Here is a 20,000-nt window from a genome sequence, read left to right as displayed (position 1 = left end):
CGGCGCGCGCACCGGAGCGGTACAACACCCCCGGCCGCCTCTTCCCCGAGGACATACCGACTGGTTAGTCTGGCGCTCGCAGCAGAGCCGATTCGCTTCGCGTCGAAGGAGACCGATGGTGGAAGCCGTGCAGGATGCGGGAGTGGTCGTCACCGGGGCGGGAGGCGGTATCGGAGCCGCCCTGGCCCGCCGTTTCGCCGCCGAGGGGGCCCGGGTCGTCGTCAACGACCTGGACGCCGGCAAGGCGAAGGCCGTGGCCGACGAGATCGGCGGCATCGCGGTCCCGGGCGACGCCTCCGCCATCGTGACCGAGGCGCGGGACGCCCTCGGCGGCACGGTCGACGTCTACTGCGCCAACGCGGGCCTCGGCTCCGGCGGCACCGAGGCCGCCGACGAGGAGGTGTGGGCGGCGGCCTGGGACGTGAACGTCATGGCGCACGTCCGCGCGGCCCGCGCCCTCCTGCCGGGCTGGCTGGAGCGCGGTGCGGGCCGGTTCGTCTCCACGGTCTCGGCGGCCGGACTGCTCACCATGATCGGCGCCGCCCCGTACAGCGTCACCAAACACGGGGCGTACGCCTTCGCCGAGTGGCTCTCGCTGACGTACCGTCACCGCGGGGTCAAGGTCCACGCGATCTGCCCCCAGGGCGTGCGCACCGACATGCTGACCGCCTCCGGCAGCGCCGGCGACCTGGTGCTCGCGCCGACCGCCATCGAGCCCGGGGACGTGGCGGACGCGCTCTTCAAGGGCATCGAGGAGGACCGGTTCCTGATCCTCCCGCACCCCGAGGTCGCCGCGTACTACCAGGCGCGCGCCGGTGTGCCGGATCGCTGGCTGACCGGCATGAACCACATCCAGCAGAAGTGGGAGGCCACCCGGTGAGCGCGTCCTGCTACGCCGCACGGCCCTGGCTCGCCCTGCTGAACGACGCCCAGCGTGCCCCGGTCAGCCCCCCGGACTCCCTGGTGCACGCCCTGCGCACGGCCCCCGCGGACCGCACCGCCCTCACCTACTTCGACGGCCGGATCACCTACGCCGCGCTGGAGGCCCTGACCGACTCCGTCGCCGGGCACCTCGCCGCCCGCGGCCTGGAGCGCGGCGACCGGGTCGCGATCCTGCTGCAGAACTCCCCGCAGTTCGTGCTGGCCCTGCTCGGCGCCTGGAAGGCCGGTGCGAGCGTCGTCCCCGTCAACCCGATGTACAAGGCGGGCGAGGTCACCCATGTGCTCCGGGACGCGGAGGTGAGCGCCCTGGTGTGCTCCGACCGCGCCTGGGAGGCGTATCTGCGCGAGACGGCCGCCGACTCCCCCGTCCGCATCGTGCTGACCACCTGCGAACGGGATCTGCAGACCCGTGACGACCCCCGTGTGCTGGACTTCGAGCGCCTTCCGCAGGCCCCCGACGCGGACGACCTCGTGACCGTCGCCCGGCAGGGCGGCAAGGCCCCCGAGGGCCGCGAGCCCGGCCCGTCCGACATCGCTCTGATCAGCTACACCTCGGGCACCAGCGGCACCCCCAAGGGCGCCACCAACACGCACGGCAACATCATGTACAACGCCGAGCGGCAGCGCACGGGGCTCGGTCTGCCGGACGTGCCCGTCTACTTCGCGCTGGCACCCCTGTTCCACATCACCGGCATGGTCGTCGAACTCGCGGCCTGCCTGAACAGCGCGGGCACCCTCGTGCTCGCCTACCGTTTCGAGGCGGGCGTCGTGCTCGACGCGTTCGCCGAGCACCGGCCCCACTACACCGTGGGCCCGTCGACCGCCTTCATGGCGCTGGCCGCGCACCCCTCCGTCACCCCCGGCCACTTCTCCTCCTTCCAGGTCATCTCCTCCGGTGGCGCCCCGCTGCCGCCGGCCCTGGTGGAGAAGTTCCGGGCCGGCTTCGGGCCGTACATCCGCAACGGCTACGGCCTCACCGAGTGCACCGCCCCCTGCGCCTCCGTGCCACCCGGCCACGAGGCCCCCGTGGACCCGGCCTCCGGGACCCTGGCCGTGGGCCTGCCCGGACCGGACACGGTCGTCCGCATCGTCGACGACCGGGGCCAGGAGGTGCCGTTCGGCGAGCAGGGCGAGATCGTCGTACGGGGCCCGCAGGTGGTGCCCGGCTACTGGCGGCGCCCCGAGGCCACCGCCGAGACGTTCCCCGACGGCGAACTGCGCACCGGTGACATAGGGTTCATGGATCCACAGGGCTGGCTCTACGTCGTCGACCGGAAGAAGGACATGATCAACGCGTCCGGCTTCAAGGTGTGGCCGCGCGAGGTAGAGGACGTCCTCTACACCCATCCGGCGGTGCGCGAGGCGGCCGTCGTCGGAGTGCCGGACGGGTACCGCGGGGAGACCGTCAAGGCCTACATCAGCCTGCGGCCGGGTGCGGAGGCCGACCCGGATGCGCTCGCCGCGTACTGCAGGGAGAGACTGGCCGCCTACAAATACCCGCGGCAGGTGGAGATACTGCCCGACCTGCCGAAGACGGCGAGTGGGAAGATCCTCCGTCGGGAACTGCGTTCCCAGGCGCGGACGAGCCGGTAGACATCATGGAAAGGCAGGTGGCGGCAGTGCCCAGAACGACGGACGGGAACGGTACGCCCGTTCCGCAGCGGCTGCTGGCCGCCGCCACCCGGCTCTTCGCGGAGAAGGGCTACGACCGCACGTCCGTGCAGGAGATCGTCGAGGCCGCCGGCGTCACCAAGGGGGCGCTGTACCACTACTTCGGCTCCAAGGACGACCTGCTGCACGAGGTGTACGCGCGTGTGCTGCGCGTCCAGCAGGAGCGCCTCGACGCCTTCGCGGGCGCCGACGAGCCGGTGGAGAAGCGACTGCGGGCCGCCGCCGCCGACGTCGTCGTCACCACGATCGAGAACCTCGACGACGCGATGATCTTCTTCCGGTCCATGCACCACCTCAGCCCCGAGAAGAACAAGCAGGTGCGCGCGGAGCGGCGCCGCTACCACGAGCGGTTCCGCGCCCTGATCGAGGAGGGCCAGAAGGCCGGCGTGTTCTCCACGGCGACGCCCGCCGACCTGGTCGTCGACTACCACTTCGGCTCCGTGCACCACCTGTCGACGTGGTACCGCCCGGAGGGTCCGCTCAGCCCGCAGGAGGTCGCCGACCACCTCGCGGACCTGCTGCTGCGGGCGCTGCGGCCCTAGGGCGGTCACTCCTTCGGCGCGCTCCGGCGCGCGCGGCCCCGCGCCGGTTGACGATGCTGGCCCGATGAGGCTTGTCGTCGATCTCAACCGATGCCAGGGATACGCGCAGTGCGCGTTCCTCGCGCCGGACGTCTTCGCGCTGTACGGCGAGGAGTCGCTCGTCTACGACCCGCACCCGGGTGAGCAGCAGCGGGAGAGGCTGGCCCGCGCGGTCGCGGCCTGCCCGGTGCAGGCGATCACGGCCGAAGGGCCGGACGATCACGGCGACCCGTCCACCGGGACGGGACGGGGGACGTCCCGTGGCGGCTGACGCGTTCCTGGAACGGCTCAGACGCGAGGGCCGGATCGTGATCGTGGGGGCCTCGCTGGCGGGTCTGCGGGCCGCCGAGACGCTGCGGGCCGAGGGCTTCGCCGGTTCGCTCACCATGATCGGCGACGAGCCGTACGAGCCGTACGACCGGCCGCCGCTGTCCAAGGCGGTCCTGCTGGGCAGGGCGTCCCCGCTCCACACCGAGCTGCCCCGGCGCCGGGAGATCGACGCGACGTGGCGCCTCGGCGTCGCGGCGACCGGTCTCGACATGGCCGCCCACCGGGTGCGGCTGGCGGACGGGGACGAGGTGGAGTACGACCGGCTGCTGATCGCGACCGGGGTCCACGCCAGGCCGTGGCCGAAGGAGACCGAGGCCCGGCTGGACGGGGTCTTCGTGCTGCGGACCCGCGACGACGCGGCCGGTCTGCACCGACGGCTGAAGGCCGGGCCGCGCCGTGTCTTCGTCATCGGTGCCGGCTTCACCGGTTCGGAGATCGCCTCCGCCTGCCGGGACAGGGGCATCGAGGTCACCGTCGCGGAACGCGCGGGCGCGCCCCTGGCCGGTGCCCTCGGCGGGGTGGTCGGCGCGGTGGCCGCGGGGCTGCAGCGCGAGCACGGTGTGGACCTGCGCACCGGGATCATGGTCACCGCCCTGGAGGGCGACACGGCGGGCCGGGTGCGCGCCGCCCATCTGTCCGACGGCGCCACCGTCGAGACGGACGTCGTGGTCGTCGCGCTGGGCGCGCTGCGCAACACCGCATGGCTGGCCGGGTCCGGGCTCGGCGCGGGCCCCCGGGGCATCGCCTGCGACGCGGGCTGCCGGGCCTTCGACGTCCGCGGCATCGTCACCGACGACATCTATGTCGCCGGTGATGTCGCGCGGTCCCCGCACCCGCTGTTCGGCTACCAGTTCCTGTCCCTCGAACACTGGGGCAACGCCGTCGCCCAGGCCGAGGTCGCCGCGCACAACATGATCAGCCCCGCTGCCGAGCGGCGCCCGCACCTGTGGGTGCCCGCCTTCTGGTCGGCGCAGTTCGGGGTGAACATCAAGTCGGTCGGCGTCCCGGCCCTGGGCGAGCAGATCATGATCGCGCAGGGGTCGCTCGCCGAGCGCCGGTTCGTCGGCGTGTACGGGTACCAGGACCGTGTCATCGCCGCCGTGAGCTTCGACAGCACACGATGGCTGCAGTTCTACCAGCGGCTGATCGAGACCGGCGCGCCCTTCCCCCTGGACTTCCCCACCGTGGACCGCCGGCCCGAGGGGCACCGGCCGGTCCCGGCCGACTTCCCGGACCCGGCCCTGCCGACGCACGGCCCGACGGTGACCCTCAGCGGTTACTCACCGGCCGACCAGCGGCTGGTCTTCACCCCGGGCCGCCCCTGACCGCCGGCCACCCCCGGCACCACGCCCCCACCCCCGACGGCCCCTCACGCCCCGAGGACCCCCATGACGCACTCCTCGCTCCTGAGCCGGATCACCGACTACGCCAACCGCGCCGACCCGTACCCCCTCTACGAGGAGCTCCGCAGGACCCCGGTGCTGCACGAGGAGGAGGGCGGCCCCTACCTCGTCGGCTCCTACTGGGACATCCGCAGCCTGCTGCACGACCCGCGGATCAGCTCCGACGCCGCCAACCTCGCCGCCGCGGGTGCCGACGAACCGGGCGGACCGGAGGAGGCCGGGCTGCCGCCGAGCTTCATCCGGCTGGACCCTCCGGAGCACGACCGGCTGCGGCGCATGGCCAACCGGCCCTTCGGCCCGCCGCACAGCCCCCGCCGGATCGATGCCATGAGCGGCGAACTCCGCGAGATCGTCTCCGGCCTGATCGACGGACTGCGGGACGCACGGCAGGCCGACCTGGTCGACCGGTTCGCGTATCCCTTCCCGGTGACCGTCATCTGCCGTCTGCTCGGGGTGCCGCGCGAGGACGAGCCGCGCTTCCGTGCCTGGATCGACCCGCTCGTCGCCAGCCTGGACCCGGAAACGGGCGGGAGCGAGGCCGACCGCCTGCGCTCCGTGCAGGAGACACGGATGCAGCTGGGCATGTACCTGGCCGGACTGGTCGAGGAGCGCCGCAGGGAACCCGGCACCGACATGCTGTCCGAGCTGGTGGCCGGTCACGGCCCCGACGGCCCCATGACGATGACGGAGGTGCTCAGCACCGCGGTGCTGCTGCTGATCGCGGGCCACGAGACCACGGTCAACCTGATCACCAACGGCATGCTCACGCTGCTGCGCCACCCGCAGGTCCTGCACCGGCTGCGCGACGAGCCGGGCCTGGCCGTCAACCTCGTGGAGGAACTGCTGCGCTACGAGCCGCCGGTGCAGCTCGTGCCGCAGCGCACCTGTATCGCGGACATCGAGGTGCGCGGGGTCACCATTCCGCAGGGGTCGAGGATCTGGCTCGTCCTGGCCGCGGGCAACAGGGACCCGGAGCGCTTCGAGGACCCCGACCGGTTCGACCCGGACCGCAAGGACATCCAGCACCTCGGCTTCGGCAGCGGCATCCACAGCTGCTTCGGCGCGCCGCTGGCCCGGCTGGAGGCACAGATCGCGCTGTCCGAACTCGCCCGCAGGCTCGACGCTCCCCGGCTGGTCGAGGACCCGCCGCCCTACCGGCGCAACGCGGTCCTGCGCGGCCCACGCCATCTGAACATCGGCCTCGACGGGGTGCGCCCCTGAGGCGTGAGCGGGCGAGCAGGGCCGGTACGCGCGCCGGAAGGCGCCCGTACCGGCCCCGCGCTCACAGGTACTTCCTCAGTTCCCGCCGCGCCAGCGACCGCTGGTGCACCTCGTCCGGACCGTCCGCTATCTTCAGCGTCCGGGCCGCGGCCCAGAGTTCGGCCAGCGGGAAGTCCTGGCTGACACCGCCCGCGCCGTGCAGCTGGACCGCCTTGTCGATGATGTCGACGACCGTGCGGGGGGTGGCGATCTTGATGGCCTGGATCTCGGTGTGGGCGCCCTTGTTGCCGACCGTGTCCATCATCCACGCGGTCTTCAGGACCAGCAGCCGCAGCTGCTCGACGGCCACGCGCGCGTCGGCGATCCAGCCGTGGACGACGCCCTGCTGGGCCAGCGGCCTGCCGAACGCCGTACGCGAGACCGCCCGCCGGCACATCAGCTCGATCGCCCGCTCGGCCATGCCGATCAGCCGCATGCAGTGGTGGATGCGCCCGGGACCGAGACGGGCCTGGGCGATGGCGAAGCCGCCGCCCTCCTCGCCGATCAGGTTCGACACCGGCACACGCACGTGGTCGAAGACGACCTCGGCGTGGCCGCCGTGGTAGTGGTCCTCGTAGCCGTACACCTGCATGGCGCGGGCGACGTCGACGCCGGGCGTGTCGCGCGGGACCAGCACCATGGACTGCTGGCGGTGGACGTCGGGACCGTCCGGGTCGGTCTTGCCCATCACGATGAAGATCTTGCAGTCCGGGTTCATCGCCCCGGAGGCGTACCACTTGCGGCCGGTGATGACGTACTCGTCGCCGTCCCGCTCGATGCGCGTGGCGATGTTGGTGGCGTCCGAGGAGGCCACCTCGGGTTCGGTCATCGCGAACGCCGAGCGGATCTCGCCCGCCAGCAGCGGCTCCAGCCACTGCTTCTTCTGCCGCTCGTCGCCGAACTGCGCGAGCACCTCCATGTTGCCCGTGTCCGGTGCCGCGCAGTTCAGCGCGGTCGGCGCGAGCTGCGGAGAGCGGCCGGTGATCTCCGCGAGCGGGGCGTACTGGAGGTTGGTGAGCCCGGCGCCGTGCTCGGCGTCCGGCAGGAAGAGGTTCCACAGGCCCTGACGGCGGGCCTCGGCCTTCAGCTCCTCGACGATCGCGGGCGTGTCCCACGGCGAGGCGAGGCGCGCACGCTGTTCGTGGGCGACCGGCTCGGCCGGGTAGACATACTCGTCCATGAAGGTGAGCAGCTTGGCGCGCAGTTCCTCGGTGCGCGCGTCGAACGCGAAATGCATGGCGGTCAGCCTTCCTGAAGGGTGGTGAGGCCGTGCTCGACGAACAGGGGCACCAGCTCGCCGATGCGGTCGAAGCCCGCGCCGACCGTCTGGCCGAGCGTGTAGCGGTAGTGGATGCCCTCGAGGATCACGGCGAGCTTGAACCAGGCGAACGCCGTGTACCAGGAGACCGCGGCGACGTCGCGCCCGGAACGCGCGGCGTACCGCTCGACCAGCTCGGCCGGGTCCGGGTGCCCGGCGGCCGAGGCGGTCGTGGAGATGGGGGAGTTCGGCAGCCGGAGCGGCACGCTGTACATCACCAGCAGACCCACGTCGGTGAGCGGGTCGCCGAGCGTGGACATCTCCCAGTCCAGGACGGCCGCGATGCGGTCGTCCTCGCCGAGCAGCACGTTGTCCAGGCGGTAGTCGCCGTGGATCACGGTGGCCGCGGGCGAGGGGGGCAGTTCCCGGCCGAGAGCCGAGTGCAGCTCGTCGATGCCGGGCAGCTCGCGGTTGCGGGAGGCGTCCAGCTGCTTGCCCCAGCGGCGCAGCTGACGGTCCAGGAAGCCCTCCGGGCGGCCGAAGTCCTCCAGACCGACCGAGGCGGGCTCCACCGCGTGCAGCTCGACCAGCGTGTCGACCAGGCCGAGGACCGCGTCCCGTGTGCGCTGCGGGCCGAGCGGGGCCAGCTGCTCGGCGGTGCGGTAGGGGGTGCCCTCGACGAAGTCCATGACGTAGAAGGGCGCGCCCAGGGCCGACTCGTCCTCGCACAGGAGCACCGGGCGCGGCACCGGGACGGCCGTTGGGTACAGTGCGCTGATCACCCGGTGCTCGCGCTTCATGTCGTGCGCGGTGGCCAGCACATGCCCGAGCGGCGGACGCCGGACGACCCACTGGGTGGTGCCGTCCGACACGGCGTACGTGAGGTTCGACCGCCCGCCCTCGATCAGCCGGCCGGTGAGGGGGCCGGTCACCAGGCCGGGCCGCTCGGTGTCGAGCAGGCCGCGCAACCGGTCGAGATCGAGACCCGGCGGGTGATCTGGGCTCATCATGGCTCCTACATGCGTGGAAACGTGACGGGCACCATGATGCCGACCGGTCGGTATGTCGTCCAGTGGGTGGAGCGAACGTGATCGGCGCCACGGGGTCCCCGTGGCGCCGACCGGACCGGCGTCAGTGATCGTCCCAGTGGCCCTCGTGCTCGGCGTGCCGATGCCCGTCGTGCAGGTAGTCGACGTGGTCCCCGTGCCGGACCCGCCGGTGGCCGCAGCCCTCGCCGTGCCGGTGGTCGTGGCCCTCGTGCGTGATGTGTCCGCTGGGCTCGCACTCGTCCCAGTGGCCGCCGTGTTCGCGGTGCAGGTGCCCGTCGTGCGCGTAGTCGACGTGGTCCCCGTGCGGTACCGCGTCGTGCCCGCAGGCCGGCCCGTGGCTGTGCTCGTGCGCGGTGTGTTCCCGGTGGAGGGTGCTCATGGCGCTCACCTTCGGAGATGTGGTGCGGTGGTGGCCCAGGCTAACGGGACGAAGCGGGGTCTTTCAGGCTTATCGGGCATGTGTGCCGTCCGTGTACGCCGAGTGCGCCCGGCGACACGGCGTCCGTCAGCCCGTGGCGCGGCGGTGGTGCGCTCTCAGCCGCTCGTACGCCGCGAGCCCGTCCGGCACCCAGGTCCAGTCGGACAGACGGCGTTCCACCTCGTCCTCGGGCAGGAAGCCGTGCCAGGCGACCTCCTCGGCCTGGGGGCTGACGGGCAGCTCGCAGCGGACCCGGTAGACGGAGGACCACCAGGTCCGGCCTGCCCCGTCGTCGTACAGGAACTTGAAGAGCGGCTCGGGCCGGGGCAGCCCGCTGACGCCGAGCTCCTCCTCGGCCTCCCGCAGGGCGGCGGCGTCGTACGTCTCGCCCGCCCCGACGACCCCGCCGACGAACATGTCGTACAGGGAGGGGAAGACCAGTTTGGTGGGTGTGCGGCGGTGGACGAAGATCCGGCCTTCGGCGTCCCGCGCCTGGATGAACACACACCGGTGGCGCAATCCGCGCGCGTACGCCTCGCCGCGCGGCGACTGCCCGATGACCCTGTCGTTCTCGTCCACGATGTCGAGGAGTTCGTCGGCGGCACTCATGGGCCCATCCAACCAGCCCCGCCCCGGGACCGCGGGCGGCGGTGCCGGTCAGCCCGGCTGGAGATCCTTCTGCCGTTGCGGGGCCCCCGTGCCCCGCGGCATGGCGGGGTGCATCCCCAGCAGCACGATGCCGGCGACGATCGCCGCCAGGCCGGCCGCCTGCCAGGCCAGCGCACCCGCGTCGGTGCGCAGCCGGTCGCCGAGGAAGCCCACCCCGCACAGGATCCCGGCCAGCGGCTGGGCCGCGGTCAGGGCCGGCAGGGACATCCGCAGCGGTGCCGTCTCGAACGCGCTCTGCACCAGGATCAGTCCCGCCACCCCGAGCACCAGCACGCCGTACGGCTGCCAGCCGGTGATGAGCTCCGCCCAGCCGCCCTGGGCGAACCGCTGCCCGCTGACCCGGGTGAGCGCGTCCTGCACGCCGTACAGGAGCCCCGCCGCCAGACCCAGCAGCACCGGTCCGGTGATCAGCCGGGACTTCTTCGCACACGTCGTCAGCAGCAGCGCCAGCCCGACCACCACACCGATGATCAGCCAGTGCCGCAGGGGGTTGGTGATGGCGTTGCCGCCCTCGGGCTGGCCCGCGAGCAGGAACGCGGTGACGCCGCCGGCGAGCAGCGCGAGCCCCGCCCAGCCCTGACGGCCCAGCGGCTGCCTGGTCTGCTGGCGGGACAGTGCCAGGGCGAACAGCAGGTTCGTGGCGACCAGCGGCTCGACCACGGAGATCTCGCCGTTGGCCAGGGCACCCGCGCTGAGGACCATGCCCGCGACCATCAGACCGATGCCGGCGAGCCAGCGGGGCATCCTCATCAGGTCCAGCAGCAGCCTGGGAGAGAGGAAGTCGCTCAGCGGCGCCTGCTGGGCGGCGTTCTGCTGCAGCACGAATCCGGTGCCCAGACAGACGGCCGCGCTCACGGCGAGAGCCAGAACCAGTACCGACACGCTGCGTACCTCAATGATTCAGCGGGGTCACGGGATGCGTATCACGCCGACTGTAGCGCTCCGCATGGTGGCCTGCCCGTGGTTGGCCGCTTCCCGGCAGGCCCCGGCCGCCCGGGTGACGCCCCGGGCCGTTCGTACCGGGTGGCCGCGCAGCCGCCCCGGAACGGGGACGAACGTGGCGACCGCTACCGCGAGTACCCGGAAACAGCCGGTTGACGCGGTCACTCTTCCTGTCGAAGGATCTGACCCGTCAGTAACAACACGGACAACGTACCGACTGCCGGTCGCGGCGAGAGGACGGGCGCATGGCCTACGACGCTGATGTCATCGTGATCGGGGCGGGCCTCGCCGGACTGACGGCGGCCGCGGAGCTGGTGGACGCCGGCCGGAAGGTGATCCTCCTCGATCAGGAGCCGGAGCAGTCGATGGGCGGCCAGGCGTTCTGGTCCTTCGGTGGCCTCTTCTTCGTGGACTCTCCCGAACAGCGCCGGCTGCGGATCCGGGACAGCCATGCGCTCGCCCTCCAGGACTGGATGGGCACGGCCGCGTTCGACCGCCCCGAGGACCACTGGCCGCGCAGGTGGGCCAAGGCGTACGTCGACTTCGCGGCCGGTGAGAAGCGGGCCTGGCTGCACGGGCAGGGCGTGCGCTTCTTCCCGGTGGTCGGCTGGGCCGAGCGCGGCGGCTACGACGCCACCGGGCACGGCAACTCCGTCCCCCGCTTCCACATCACCTGGGGGACGGGTCCCGGTCTGATCGAGCCGTTCGTGCGGCGGGTGCGGGCGGGGGCCGCCCGCGGCCTCGTCGAGCTGAGGTTCCGCCACCGCGTCACGGGGCTGTCGCGCAGCGCGGGCGCCGTCGACACGGTCACCGGCGAGATCCTGGAGCCCTCGGCCGCGGAGCGGGGCAGGGCCAGCAGCCGCACGGTCACCGGCGCCTTCGAGCTCAGGGCCCAGGCGGTGGTCATCACCACGGGCGGCATCGGCGGCAACCACGACCTGGTCCGTGCGAACTGGCCCGAGCGACTCGGCAGCCCGCCGGAGCGGATGGTCTCCGGCGTGCCCGCACACGTCGACGGCAAGATGCTGGGCATCGCCGAGGGGGCGGGCGCCCGGCTGATCAACCGCGACCGCATGTGGCACTACACCGAGGGGCTGCACAACTGGAACCCCGTCTGGGACAACCACGGCATCCGTGTCCTGCCCGGGCCCTCCTCGCTCTGGCTCGACGCCCGCGGCCGGCGGCTGCCGGTGCCGCTGTTCCCCGGCTTCGACACCCTCGGCACCCTGGAGCACATCATGCGGACCGGGTACGACCACACGTGGTTCGTGCTCGACCGGAAGATCATCGGCAAGGAGTTCGCGCTCTCGGGCTCCGAGCAGAACCCCGACCTCACCGGGAGGTCGGTCAGGGACGTGATCGGGCGGGCCCGCGCGGACGTGCCCGGCCCGGTCAGGGCGTTCATGGACCACGGCGCCGACTTCGTCGTCGAGAAGGACCTGGGGGCCCTGGTGCGCGGTATGAACGCGCTCACCGAGGAGCCGCTCATCGACGAGGCCGCGCTGCGCCGCGAGATCGTCGCGCGCGACCGGGAGATCCTCAATCCCTTCACCAAGGACCTCCAGGTGACGGCGATGCGCGGCGCCCGCAGGTTCCTCGGCGACCGGCTGATCCGCACGGCCGCCCCGCACCGCATCCTCGATCCCAAGGCGGGCCCGCTGATCGCCGTACGCCTCAACATCCTCACCCGAAAGACGCTGGGCGGCCTGGAGACCGACCTCTCCTCGCGGGTGCTCAGCGAGGGCGGCGATCCGCTCCCGGGTGTCTACGCGGCCGGTGAGGCGGCCGGGTTCGGCGGCGGCGGGATGCACGGCTACCGCTCCCTGGAGGGCACGTTCCTCGGGGGCTGCCTGTTCTCGGGGCGCACGGCGGGACGGGCGGCGGCGCAGGCGGTCGGCTAGCCGCCACTCGGCGGGCACCAGCGGTGCATCGAGCCGACGCGTGTTCAACGCCTCTGCGGCGATGGGCACTTGACACGTGTAGCCCAACAGGTCGGCCCTTGACGCGCGCCGTCGGCGGAGGGTTTGCTGTGCGTGACCGCCCCCTGACGAGCCGCGTTCTGTAAGGACTGTCCCGCGGTGCCACCCCCACCCCCAGCGGCGTTCGGCCGTGGCCGCAAACGCGCGGCCCACGTCTTCGACGCCGCGCTCGACGACGCCGAACTCGTCGCCGCCCGGACCTCGCTGGCCCGGGGGCGATGGGCCATCGTCCGCGCCCTGCTCGCCGCGACCCGTGACGACTGGGACCGCCGTGGGCACCGCGTCACCGTTCTCGCGCAGGAGCCCACCGCCCTCGCCTGGGCGCGCGACTGGCAGCTCGCCGAGCCTGAGTCGCCCTGCGCCTCCGTCCTCGTCGCCCATGCCACCGTCCACCGCGCGCTGTGGGGCAAGGAGCGCGCGGACACGGCCCGCGAGGCGTGCCGGGCCGCGGCCGGGCTCGCCCCCCAGGACCCGACGCCCTGGCTCGGACTGCTGATCCTCGAACGGTCGCTCGGCACCGAGGAGGAGGTGGTGCGCCTCTTCGACGAGGTCCGCGCCCGCTACCCGGACCATCACCACGCCCACCACCTGATGGTCGCCCGGCTCGCCGAGCGCCGCGCCGACCTGGGGCAGGACCCGCTGCACGAGGTCTACGACTTCGCCGGCTGGGCCGCCGAGCAGGCTCCCGCGGACTCGCCGCTCGCCATCCTTCCGGTCGTCGCGCACGCCGAGCGCTACCGTGTGCTGGCCGCCGCGGGCAGCGAACCCGCCGACCCCGTCGCCTCCGGCCACTGGGTGGGGCGGCGGGCCCGCCAGGTGATGAAGGCCGCGTTCGACTGGTGGCTGGAATGGGAGCGCGACGACCACCCGCGCCGCCACGTGGACCTCAACTTCCTCGCCCACGCCAAGTACTGCGAGGGCCGGGGCGCCGAGGCCGCCGCCCTGTTCCACCGCATCGGCCCGTACGCGACCCCGGCGCCGTGGTCGTACCCGGACCGCGACCCGTACCGGGCCTTCCACGCCGCGCGCGAGCACGCGCTGGGCATGATGTGAACGCCGGCCGCGGAGATCCCCAGTCCCCCGCAAGAGACACCGAAAGGACCATCGCGCGATGACGACCGGCAGTGCCAGCAGGAGCGGACCGGCCGCCGACGGCGGCGGCACCATCAGCACCTTCAAGGGGCAGGAGCGCGCCCTGCGCGCCGGCCGGCTCGGCACGGCGGGACTGCTGCTGTCCGTGCTGGCCGCGACCGCCCCCCTCATGGTGGTCGCGGGTGTCATGCCCACCACATTCGGGGTGATGGGCGTCGTCGGACAGCCCCTGCTCTTCGTCGTCCTCGGCCTGGTGCTCGGCCTCTTCTCCTTCGGCTACGCGGAGATGAGCCGCCATGTCCACAACGCGGGCGCGTTCTACGCCTACATCTCCCGCGGCCTGGGCGGCACCTGCGGCGCGGCCGCCGCCGCGGTCGCCCTCGTCGCCTACAGCGCGCTGCAGTTCGCCATCTACGGCATCTTCGGCTTCGAGGTCTCCGGCCTGTTCGCCACCTACCTGGACGCCCGGGTCGCCTGGTGGATCCCGGCCCTGGCCGCCGTCCTCGTCGTCGGAGTGCTCGGCCGGCTGAAGATCGACGTCAACGCGCGCGTGCTGGGCGTGCTGCTGCTGATCGAGGTGGCCCTCGTCGTCCTCTTCGACATCGCGGCCGTCGCGAACCCGGCCGCGGAGGGCCTGTCGCTGCACGCCTTCGACCCCGGCACCCTCACCGGTGCCGGCGTCGGCACCGCGCTCTGCTTCTGCGTGGCGGCCTTCCTGGGCTTCGAACAGGCCCCCGTCTACGCCGAGGAGACCAGCCGCCCGCATCTGCTGGTGCCGCGGGTGATGTTCCTCGCGGTCGGCTTCGTGGCCGTCTTCTTCGCGATCACCTGCTGGGCGCTGACGGTCGCCGCCGGGCCCTCCGGGATCGTCCCGGCCGCCCGCGAGCAGAGCGCGGGCCTGCTGTTCTGGCTGACGGAGTCCCTGCTCGGCCACACCTTCACCGATGTGCTGCACGTGCTGTTCGTCACCGGCATGTTCGCGGCGATGCTCAGCTTCCACAACGTCGTCGCCCGGTACGCGTTCGCCATGGGCCGCGAGGGCCTGCTGCCCGCCGCCTTCGGGCGCACGACCGGCGCCGGCGGGGCCCCCGGCACGGGCTCCCTGCTGCAGAGCGCGGTGTCCGCCGCGGTCGTGATCGCCTTCGCGGTCGCCGACGACAAGCCGGACGGCGACCCGACCGCGCCCGTGCTGCACCTGTTCACCTGGTTCGGCAGCGTCGGCGCGCTCGGCGTCACGGTGCTGATGGTGGCCGCCTCCGTCTCGGTGATCGTCTTCTTCGCCCGCCGCGGCTCCGCCCGTGCGCAGGCATGGCGGCTCGCGACCTCCGCGGCGTCCGGTCTGGCGCTCCTCGTGATCGTCGGCTACACGGTCAAGGACTTCGACGTCCTGGTCGGTACGGGCCCGGACTCCGCGCTCGGCCGGCTGCTCCCGGCGGTCATCGGGGTGGCCCTCGTGCTCGGTCTGGTCCAGGGGCTGGTGCTGCGCTCCCGCAGACCCGAGGCGCACGCCCGTATCGGCCTGGGCAACGAGGCGTTCCAGCTGGACAAGGCCGCGGAGTCGGCGGCGTAGGCCGGCGCGGAGGCGGCCCGGAGCCCCCGGCGCGGCCCGCCGGGCACGGTGCCCGCCCCCCGTGGCACGCCTCCGTCCGGTTCCCGGGGGCGCACCACACCCCGCCCGGGAACCGGGTGAGAAGTGGTTACGGAATTCTGACGGGCACCCGTCACCCCTGGCCCCGAAGGGGCGACGGGTGCTCGAATCGTGGGGTGAACGCTGAACGACCCGAAGAGCGGGACGCACCGGGCCCCGCGGACCGGGAGACGCCCGGCCCGGCGGCGGACGGCACCCCGATCGGCCGCCGGGTGCTGCTGGGCACCCTCGGACTCGGCGCACTCGGCGTCGTGGCCGCGCCCACGCTCCAGCGCGGCCTGGAGTCCTTCCTGGGCAGCGTGTCCGGCAAGGACCCCACCGGGCTGACCGGTCTGCTGCCCAACGGCGGCGGCTTCCGCTACTACTCCGTGACCGCGTCCGTCCCGCACCGGGGCGAGAGGGACTACCGCCTCACCGTGGACGGCCTGGTCGACCACCCGGCCACGTACACCCTCGCCGACCTGCGTGCCCTGCCCCAGACCCGGCTCGTGCACGACGTGCAGTGCGTCACGGGCTGGCGGGTGCCGAAGACCCCGTTCCAGGGCGTACGGCTCGCGACGCTGCTGGACGCGGCGGGCGTCCGCCCCTCCGCCGGCGCCGTGCGCTTCACCTGCTTCGACGGGGCGTACACCGAGAGCCTCACCCTCGACCAGGCGCGCCGCGCCGACGTGCTGGTCGCGCTGACGATGCGGGACAAGCCGGTGAGCCACGACCACGGCGGCCCGGTCCGCCTCTATGTCGCCCCCATGTACTTCTACAAGTCCGCGAAGTGGCTCTCCGGCATCACCGTCACCCGGGACGTCCGCCCCGGCTACTGGGAGGAACGCGGCTACGACGTCGACGCGTGGGTCGGCCGGTCGAACGGGCGGGACGATGCCCCCACGAGTTGACGCCCCGCACCCCGTCTCCGCCCCGGCCCGGGTGCGGCGCTTCACCCGCGCCGAGCGCTGGGTCCACCGCGCGACGGCCGCGCTCATGGGCGTGTGCGTGGCCACCGCGGCCTGCCTCTACATCCCCGCCCTCGCGGAGCTGGTGGGGCGCCGCGAACTGGTGGTCCGCATCCACGAGTGGGCGGGGCTGCTGCTGCCCCTGCCGGTGCTGGCGGGCCTGGTCTCCCGCGCCTTCCGCGCGGATCTCGGGCATCTCAACCGCTGGGGGCCGCACGACCGGCTGTGGCTGCGTGCGGCCCTGCGCCGCGACCACCGCCGTGCGTCCCGGCCCGCCGGCAAGTTCAACGCGGGCCAGAAGACGTACGCGGCCTGGATCGCGGGCGCCACCCTGGTGATGCTCGGCACGGGGCTGCTGATGTGGTTCACCCGTCTCACGCCCCTGGTGTGGCGCACGTCCGCGACGTTCGTCCACGACTGGCTCGCCCTGACGATCGGCGTGGTCGTCGCCGGCCACATCGGCATGGCCCTCGGCGACCCGGAGGCACGGCGGGGGCTGCGGACCGGGCTGGTCAGCCGGTCGTGGGCGGAGCGGGAGCACCCGCTGTGGCGCCCTCAGAACAGGCCCTAGCGGCCACGGCCGGGACAGCGCGGGCCGCTCCCTGCGCGTCGTGGCCGTCGGCGACGCCCCGGCCAGCGGCCCGCTCGGCCCCCGCCGGAGCTCCGGCGTCCGGGTCGTGCGACGGTTCCGGGTCCCGCTGCCCGCTGTCCGCCGGGCTCGAACGCCTGCCGTCCCGGAGATCGTGCTGCCCGGTGCCGGCGACGGGAACGTCGGCCCGGCGGGCGGGTGGCCGGAACGCCTGGACGGGCTCGTGAGGGAGCACGCGGATCACGGCGGCGACCGACGACCTGATCGCCGCCGCGGCATCCTCGGCTCGCCGGTGGGGCGCCCGCTGTGACCGGGTGCCTCCAGAGGTCCTCTAGAGGACGAGGGACAGCAGCAGGACCAGGCCCCCGGCGACCACGGAGATGATGCACTCCATGACCGACCAGGTCTTCAGGTTCTGCCCGACGCTCAGCCCGAAGTACTCCTTCACCAGCCAGAACCCGGCGTCGTTGACATGGCTCAGGAAGAGGGAGCCCGCGCCGATGGCCAGCACCAGCAGGGCGGTGTGCGTGGTCGACATGCCGGCGGCCAGCGGCGCGACCAGACCGGCCGCCGAGACGGTGGCCACGGTGGCGGAGCCGGTCGCCAGCCGGATCGCCACCGCGATCAGCCAGGCCAGCAGCAGCGCGGGTATCGACCAGTCCTTGGATATGTCCAGGACCATCTGGCCCACGCCGCAGTCGATCAGCGTCTGCTTGAAGCCGCCGCCCGCGCCGACGATGAGCAGGATGCCCGCGATCGGCGCGAGTCCCTTCTCGACGATCCCCGAGATCCGCTCCCTGCCGAACCCGGCCGGGCGGCCCAGCGTGAAGATGCCCACGACCACGGCTGCGAGCAGGGCTGTCAGGGGGGAGCCGATCACGTCGAAGACGCGCTGCACCATCCTCGCCGGGTCGTCGACGACGACGTCGACCAGTGCCTTGGACAGCATCAGCACCACCGGCAGCAGCACGGTGGCCAGCGTCGCGCCGAAGCCCGGCCGCCGCTCCGGTTCCCCGGAGGCGCGCGGAGGGACCATCCGGGCCGGGACCGGGGCGTCCACCCAGCGGGCGGCGACCTTCGAGAACAGCGGGCCGGCGATGATCACCGTCGGTATGGCGACCAGCACGCCGAGCGCCAGCGTCACACCGAGGTCGGCCTTGACCGCGTCGATCGCAGCCAGCGGGCCGGGGTGCGGGGGGACCAGACCGTGCATCACGGACAGGCCCGCGAGCGCCGGGACGCCGATGCGCATCAGCGAGTAGTTGCCGCGCCTGGCGACCATGAGCACGACCGGGATCAGCAGCACGATGCCGACCTCGAAGAACAGCGGCAGGCCGATCACCGAGGCGATCAGCACCATCGCCCACGGCATCGCACGGCCCCCCGCCTTCGCGAGGATCGTGTCGACGATCTGGTCGGCGCCGCCGGAGTCGGCGAGCAGCCGGCCGAGGATCGCGCCCAGCGCGATCAGGACGCCCACACCGGCGACGGTCGAGCCGAGGCCGGTGCTGAAACTGGTGATCGCCTTGTCGAGCGGTGCCCCCGCGAACGCGCCGAGCGCGAGCGAGCCGATGGTCAGGGCGAGGAAGGCGTGGAGCTTGAACACGGTGATGAGCAGAACGATGACGGCGATGCCCGCCAGTACCGCGATGCCCAGCTGAGCGTGTCCCGCCGAGGTGATCGGCTCGACGGGGTCCGCTGCCAGCATCTCGACGCTGAGTCTGGTCACGGGTGTTCCCTTGGGTGAGGAGAGGGACTCTCGGTTTCGGGTGGGGAGGGTCCGCGCGGCGGCGCCCCTCGGGGGGAGGAGGACGGGCCGCGCGGGGGAGAGGGGGCTACCGCGAGGAGCGGGGGGAGGACCCGGGGGAGGGCCGCTCCAGGTCGCGCAGCGCGTCGAGGGCGCGGGAGGTGATCTCCTCGGGACTGCCCGAGACGTCCACCACGACCCCCGCCTCGTCCTGCCCCAGCGGCTGGAGCGTGGCGAACTGGGAGTCCAGCAGCGCCGTGGGCATGAAGTGCCCCCGCCGGTGCGCCATCCGGTCCTCGATGAGCGAGCGGTCGCCCGCGAGGTGAACGAAGACGATGCCGGGAGCGGCGGCCCGCAGCCGGTCGCGGTACGCCCGCTTCAGCGCCGAGCAGCTGACCACCCCGCCGAGCCCCGCCCGCCCGTGCGCCCAGGCGCCGATGGCGTCCAGCCAGGGCCGGCGGTCCTCGTCGCCGAGCGGAATCCCGGCCGCCATCCTGGCGACGTTGGCCGGGGGATGGAAGTCGTCGCCCTCGGCGTACGGAACGCCGAGCCGGGCCGCGAGCAGGGGACCGATCGTGGTCTTGCCGGTGCCCGCGACGCCCATGACCACGACGACGTGGGGGGTGCTCATCGCTGCCTCGCTGTCTGTCTTCGTCCTCGTCCACATCTGATGTCGGACGTCACTGAAGCCGATTAGGTAGGACGAATTCAAGACTCCGCGACAAATAAATCTGACTTTTGTGTTGCGTGATCCGCCTCGTACGCTGAGTGCATGACCACACCGGGCCGGGGGCTGCACGGCCATGTACTGGACACCCTGGGCCCCGCCATCACCGCGGGTGAATACCCGCCGGGCAGTGTCCTGCGCACGGACGAACTCGCCCAGCACTTCGAGGTGTCGCGCTCCGTGATGCGCGAGGCGGTGCGTGTCCTGGAGTCGATGCACCTGGTGGAGTCCCGCCGCCGGGTGGGCGTGACGGTCCGCCCCAGGTCCGAGTGGAACGTCTACGACCCCCAGGTCATCCGGTGGCGGCTGGCCGGCTCCGACCGCCCGCGGCAGCTGCGTTCGCTGACCGTGCTGCGCTCGGCGGTCGAACCGGTGGCCGCGGGCCTGGCCGCGCGCAACGCCACCTCCGAGCAGTGCGCCCGGCTCACCGAGTGCGCGCTCGGCATGGTCGCCAACTCACGAGGCCACAGGCTGGAGGCGTACCTCCTCCACGACGTGGCCTTCCACCGGGTGATCCTGGACGCCTCGGGCAACGAGATGTTCGCCCGCCTCGGGGACGTCGTCGCGGAGGTCCTCTCGGGCCGCACCCGTCACGACGTCATGTTCGAGGACCCCGACCCGGCGGCCGTCACCCTGCATGTCCAGCTCGCGGAGGCGGTACGGGAGGGCGACGCGGCCCGCGCGGAGCGGCTGACCCGCGAGATCACCGTGGGCGCACTGCACGAGCTGGACATCCTGGCCCCCTGAG

Annotated in this window: 19 protein-coding genes; 12 read left to right on the top strand and 7 right to left on the bottom strand. The window is 72.8% G+C overall.

Annotated elements, in window-relative coordinates; translation table 11 throughout:
• The first annotated feature begins 115 nt into the window (after window positions 1-115).
• The 6 genes from ACZ79I_RS07455 (at window position 116) to ACZ79I_RS07430 (ending at window position 6,148) form a co-directional block, all read left to right on the top strand.
• Entirely contained in the window at window positions 116-880 is a 765-nt protein-coding gene (locus tag ACZ79I_RS07455) for an SDR family oxidoreductase (RefSeq protein WP_471495306.1), read from the top strand.
• The gene (locus ACZ79I_RS07450; protein WP_471495304.1) at window positions 877-2,535 is read left to right on the top strand and encodes a class I adenylate-forming enzyme family protein; all 1,659 of its coding nucleotides are present in this window, start codon (window positions 877-879) and stop codon (window positions 2,533-2,535) included. The genes ACZ79I_RS07455 and ACZ79I_RS07450 overlap by 4 nt, the downstream gene beginning before the upstream one ends.
• A 26-nt stretch (window positions 2,536-2,561) precedes the next feature.
• Window positions 2,562-3,155 carry a TetR/AcrR family transcriptional regulator gene (locus tag ACZ79I_RS07445; protein ID WP_471495302.1) on the top strand — a complete coding sequence of 198 codons (594 nt, stop codon included), beginning with the start codon at window positions 2,562-2,564 and terminating at the stop codon, window positions 3,153-3,155.
• A gap of 64 nt (window positions 3,156-3,219) precedes the next feature.
• Entirely contained in the window at window positions 3,220-3,465 is a 246-nt protein-coding gene (locus ACZ79I_RS07440) for a ferredoxin (RefSeq protein WP_471495300.1), read from the top strand.
• Entirely contained in the window at window positions 3,455-4,849 is a 1,395-nt protein-coding gene (locus ACZ79I_RS07435) for an NAD(P)/FAD-dependent oxidoreductase (RefSeq protein WP_471495298.1), read from the top strand. The genes ACZ79I_RS07440 and ACZ79I_RS07435 overlap by 11 nt, the downstream gene beginning before the upstream one ends.
• 63 nt (window positions 4,850-4,912) lie before the next feature.
• Window positions 4,913-6,148 (top strand): cytochrome P450, encoded by a 1,236-nt coding sequence (locus ACZ79I_RS07430; RefSeq protein WP_471495296.1) that lies wholly within the window; start codon window positions 4,913-4,915, stop codon window positions 6,146-6,148.
• Between the two features lie 61 nt (window positions 6,149-6,209).
• Here ACZ79I_RS07430 and ACZ79I_RS07425 read toward each other — a convergent pair whose 3' ends face one another.
• From ACZ79I_RS07425 to ACZ79I_RS07405, 5 genes are all read right to left on the bottom strand, one after another.
• The gene (locus ACZ79I_RS07425; RefSeq protein WP_471495294.1) at window positions 6,210-7,424 is read right to left on the bottom strand and encodes an acyl-CoA dehydrogenase family protein; all 1,215 of its coding nucleotides are present in this window, start codon (window positions 7,422-7,424) and stop codon (window positions 6,210-6,212) included.
• 5 nt (window positions 7,425-7,429) lie between these two features.
• Entirely contained in the window at window positions 7,430-8,452 is a 1,023-nt protein-coding gene (locus tag ACZ79I_RS07420; protein ID WP_471495292.1) for a phosphotransferase family protein, read from the bottom strand.
• 124 nt (window positions 8,453-8,576) lie between these two features.
• Window positions 8,577-8,873 carry a hypothetical protein gene (locus ACZ79I_RS07415; RefSeq protein WP_471495289.1) on the bottom strand — a complete coding sequence of 99 codons (297 nt, stop codon included), beginning with the start codon at window positions 8,871-8,873 and terminating at the stop codon, window positions 8,577-8,579.
• Window positions 8,874-8,999: 126 nt separating this feature from the next.
• Window positions 9,000-9,521, bottom strand: coding sequence for an NUDIX hydrolase (locus tag ACZ79I_RS07410; protein ID WP_471495287.1), 522 nt, complete (start codon window positions 9,519-9,521; stop codon window positions 9,000-9,002).
• Window positions 9,522-9,569: 48 nt separating this feature from the next.
• The gene (locus ACZ79I_RS07405) at window positions 9,570-10,463 is read right to left on the bottom strand and encodes a DMT family transporter (RefSeq protein ID WP_471495285.1); all 894 of its coding nucleotides are present in this window, start codon (window positions 10,461-10,463) and stop codon (window positions 9,570-9,572) included.
• Between the two features lie 305 nt (window positions 10,464-10,768).
• Between ACZ79I_RS07405 and ACZ79I_RS07400 the strand changes: the two genes are divergently transcribed.
• From ACZ79I_RS07400 to ACZ79I_RS07380, 5 genes are all read left to right on the top strand, one after another.
• Complete coding sequence (locus ACZ79I_RS07400; protein ID WP_471495283.1) at window positions 10,769-12,424, top strand: FAD-binding dehydrogenase; 1,656 nt, start codon at window positions 10,769-10,771, stop codon at window positions 12,422-12,424.
• 177 nt (window positions 12,425-12,601) lie between these two features.
• Window positions 12,602-13,555: a hypothetical protein gene (locus ACZ79I_RS07395; RefSeq protein ID WP_471495281.1), complete on the top strand. Its 954-nt coding sequence runs from the start codon at window positions 12,602-12,604 to the stop codon at window positions 13,553-13,555.
• A gap of 58 nt (window positions 13,556-13,613) precedes the next feature.
• The gene (locus tag ACZ79I_RS07390; RefSeq protein WP_471495279.1) at window positions 13,614-15,164 is read left to right on the top strand and encodes an APC family permease; all 1,551 of its coding nucleotides are present in this window, start codon (window positions 13,614-13,616) and stop codon (window positions 15,162-15,164) included.
• A 194-nt stretch (window positions 15,165-15,358) separates the two neighbouring features.
• The gene (locus ACZ79I_RS07385) at window positions 15,359-16,132 is read left to right on the top strand and encodes a molybdopterin-dependent oxidoreductase (RefSeq protein ID WP_471495277.1); all 774 of its coding nucleotides are present in this window, start codon (window positions 15,359-15,361) and stop codon (window positions 16,130-16,132) included.
• Window positions 16,116-16,760 (top strand): cytochrome b/b6 domain-containing protein, encoded by a 645-nt coding sequence (locus ACZ79I_RS07380; RefSeq protein WP_471495275.1) that lies wholly within the window; start codon window positions 16,116-16,118, stop codon window positions 16,758-16,760. Before ACZ79I_RS07385 ends, ACZ79I_RS07380 begins: the two co-directional genes overlap by 17 nt.
• A gap of 349 nt (window positions 16,761-17,109) precedes the next feature.
• Here ACZ79I_RS07380 and ACZ79I_RS07375 read toward each other — a convergent pair whose 3' ends face one another.
• Entirely contained in the window at window positions 17,110-18,507 is a 1,398-nt protein-coding gene (locus tag ACZ79I_RS07375) for a GntP family permease (RefSeq protein ID WP_471495273.1), read from the bottom strand.
• 106 nt (window positions 18,508-18,613) lie between these two features.
• Window positions 18,614-19,156 carry a gluconokinase gene (locus ACZ79I_RS07370; protein ID WP_471495271.1) on the bottom strand — a complete coding sequence of 181 codons (543 nt, stop codon included), beginning with the start codon at window positions 19,154-19,156 and terminating at the stop codon, window positions 18,614-18,616.
• 141 nt (window positions 19,157-19,297) lie between these two features.
• On the opposite strand from ACZ79I_RS07370, the gene ACZ79I_RS07365 reads away from it, so the two are divergent.
• Window positions 19,298-19,999 (top strand): FadR/GntR family transcriptional regulator, encoded by a 702-nt coding sequence (locus tag ACZ79I_RS07365; RefSeq protein WP_471495269.1) that lies wholly within the window; start codon window positions 19,298-19,300, stop codon window positions 19,997-19,999.
• Window position 20,000 lies beyond the last annotated feature (1 nt).

The sequence above is a fragment of the Streptomyces sp. PSU-S4-23 genome (assembly GCF_055632315.1).
Note: the sequence above shows the minus strand (reverse complement) of the source record. Positions and strands in the feature narration are given on the sequence as shown.

Excerpts from the sequence above, each read along its gene's own strand:
- ACZ79I_RS07455 (WP_471495306.1), top strand. The coding sequence starts at position 116 with ATGGTGGAAGCCGTGCAGGATGCGGGAGTGGTCGTCACCGGGGCGGGA.
- ACZ79I_RS07440 (WP_471495300.1), top strand. The coding sequence starts at position 3,220 with ATGAGGCTTGTCGTCGATCTCAACCGATGCCAGGGATACGCGCAGTGC.
- ACZ79I_RS07430 (WP_471495296.1), top strand. The coding sequence starts at position 4,913 with ATGACGCACTCCTCGCTCCTGAGCCGGATCACCGACTACGCCAACCGC.
- ACZ79I_RS07425 (WP_471495294.1), bottom strand. The coding sequence starts at position 7,424 with ATGCATTTCGCGTTCGACGCGCGCACCGAGGAACTGCGCGCCAAGCTG.
- ACZ79I_RS07420 (WP_471495292.1), bottom strand. The coding sequence starts at position 8,452 with ATGAGCCCAGATCACCCGCCGGGTCTCGATCTCGACCGGTTGCGCGGC.
- ACZ79I_RS07415 (WP_471495289.1), bottom strand. The coding sequence starts at position 8,873 with ATGAGCACCCTCCACCGGGAACACACCGCGCACGAGCACAGCCACGGG.
- ACZ79I_RS07410 (WP_471495287.1), bottom strand. The coding sequence starts at position 9,521 with ATGAGTGCCGCCGACGAACTCCTCGACATCGTGGACGAGAACGACAGG.
- ACZ79I_RS07400 (WP_471495283.1), top strand. The coding sequence starts at position 10,769 with ATGGCCTACGACGCTGATGTCATCGTGATCGGGGCGGGCCTCGCCGGA.
- ACZ79I_RS07390 (WP_471495279.1), top strand. The coding sequence starts at position 13,614 with ATGACGACCGGCAGTGCCAGCAGGAGCGGACCGGCCGCCGACGGCGGC.
- ACZ79I_RS07380 (WP_471495275.1), top strand. The coding sequence starts at position 16,116 with ATGCCCCCACGAGTTGACGCCCCGCACCCCGTCTCCGCCCCGGCCCGG.
- ACZ79I_RS07370 (WP_471495271.1), bottom strand. The coding sequence starts at position 19,156 with ATGAGCACCCCCCACGTCGTCGTGGTCATGGGCGTCGCGGGCACCGGC.
- ACZ79I_RS07365 (WP_471495269.1), top strand. The coding sequence starts at position 19,298 with ATGACCACACCGGGCCGGGGGCTGCACGGCCATGTACTGGACACCCTG.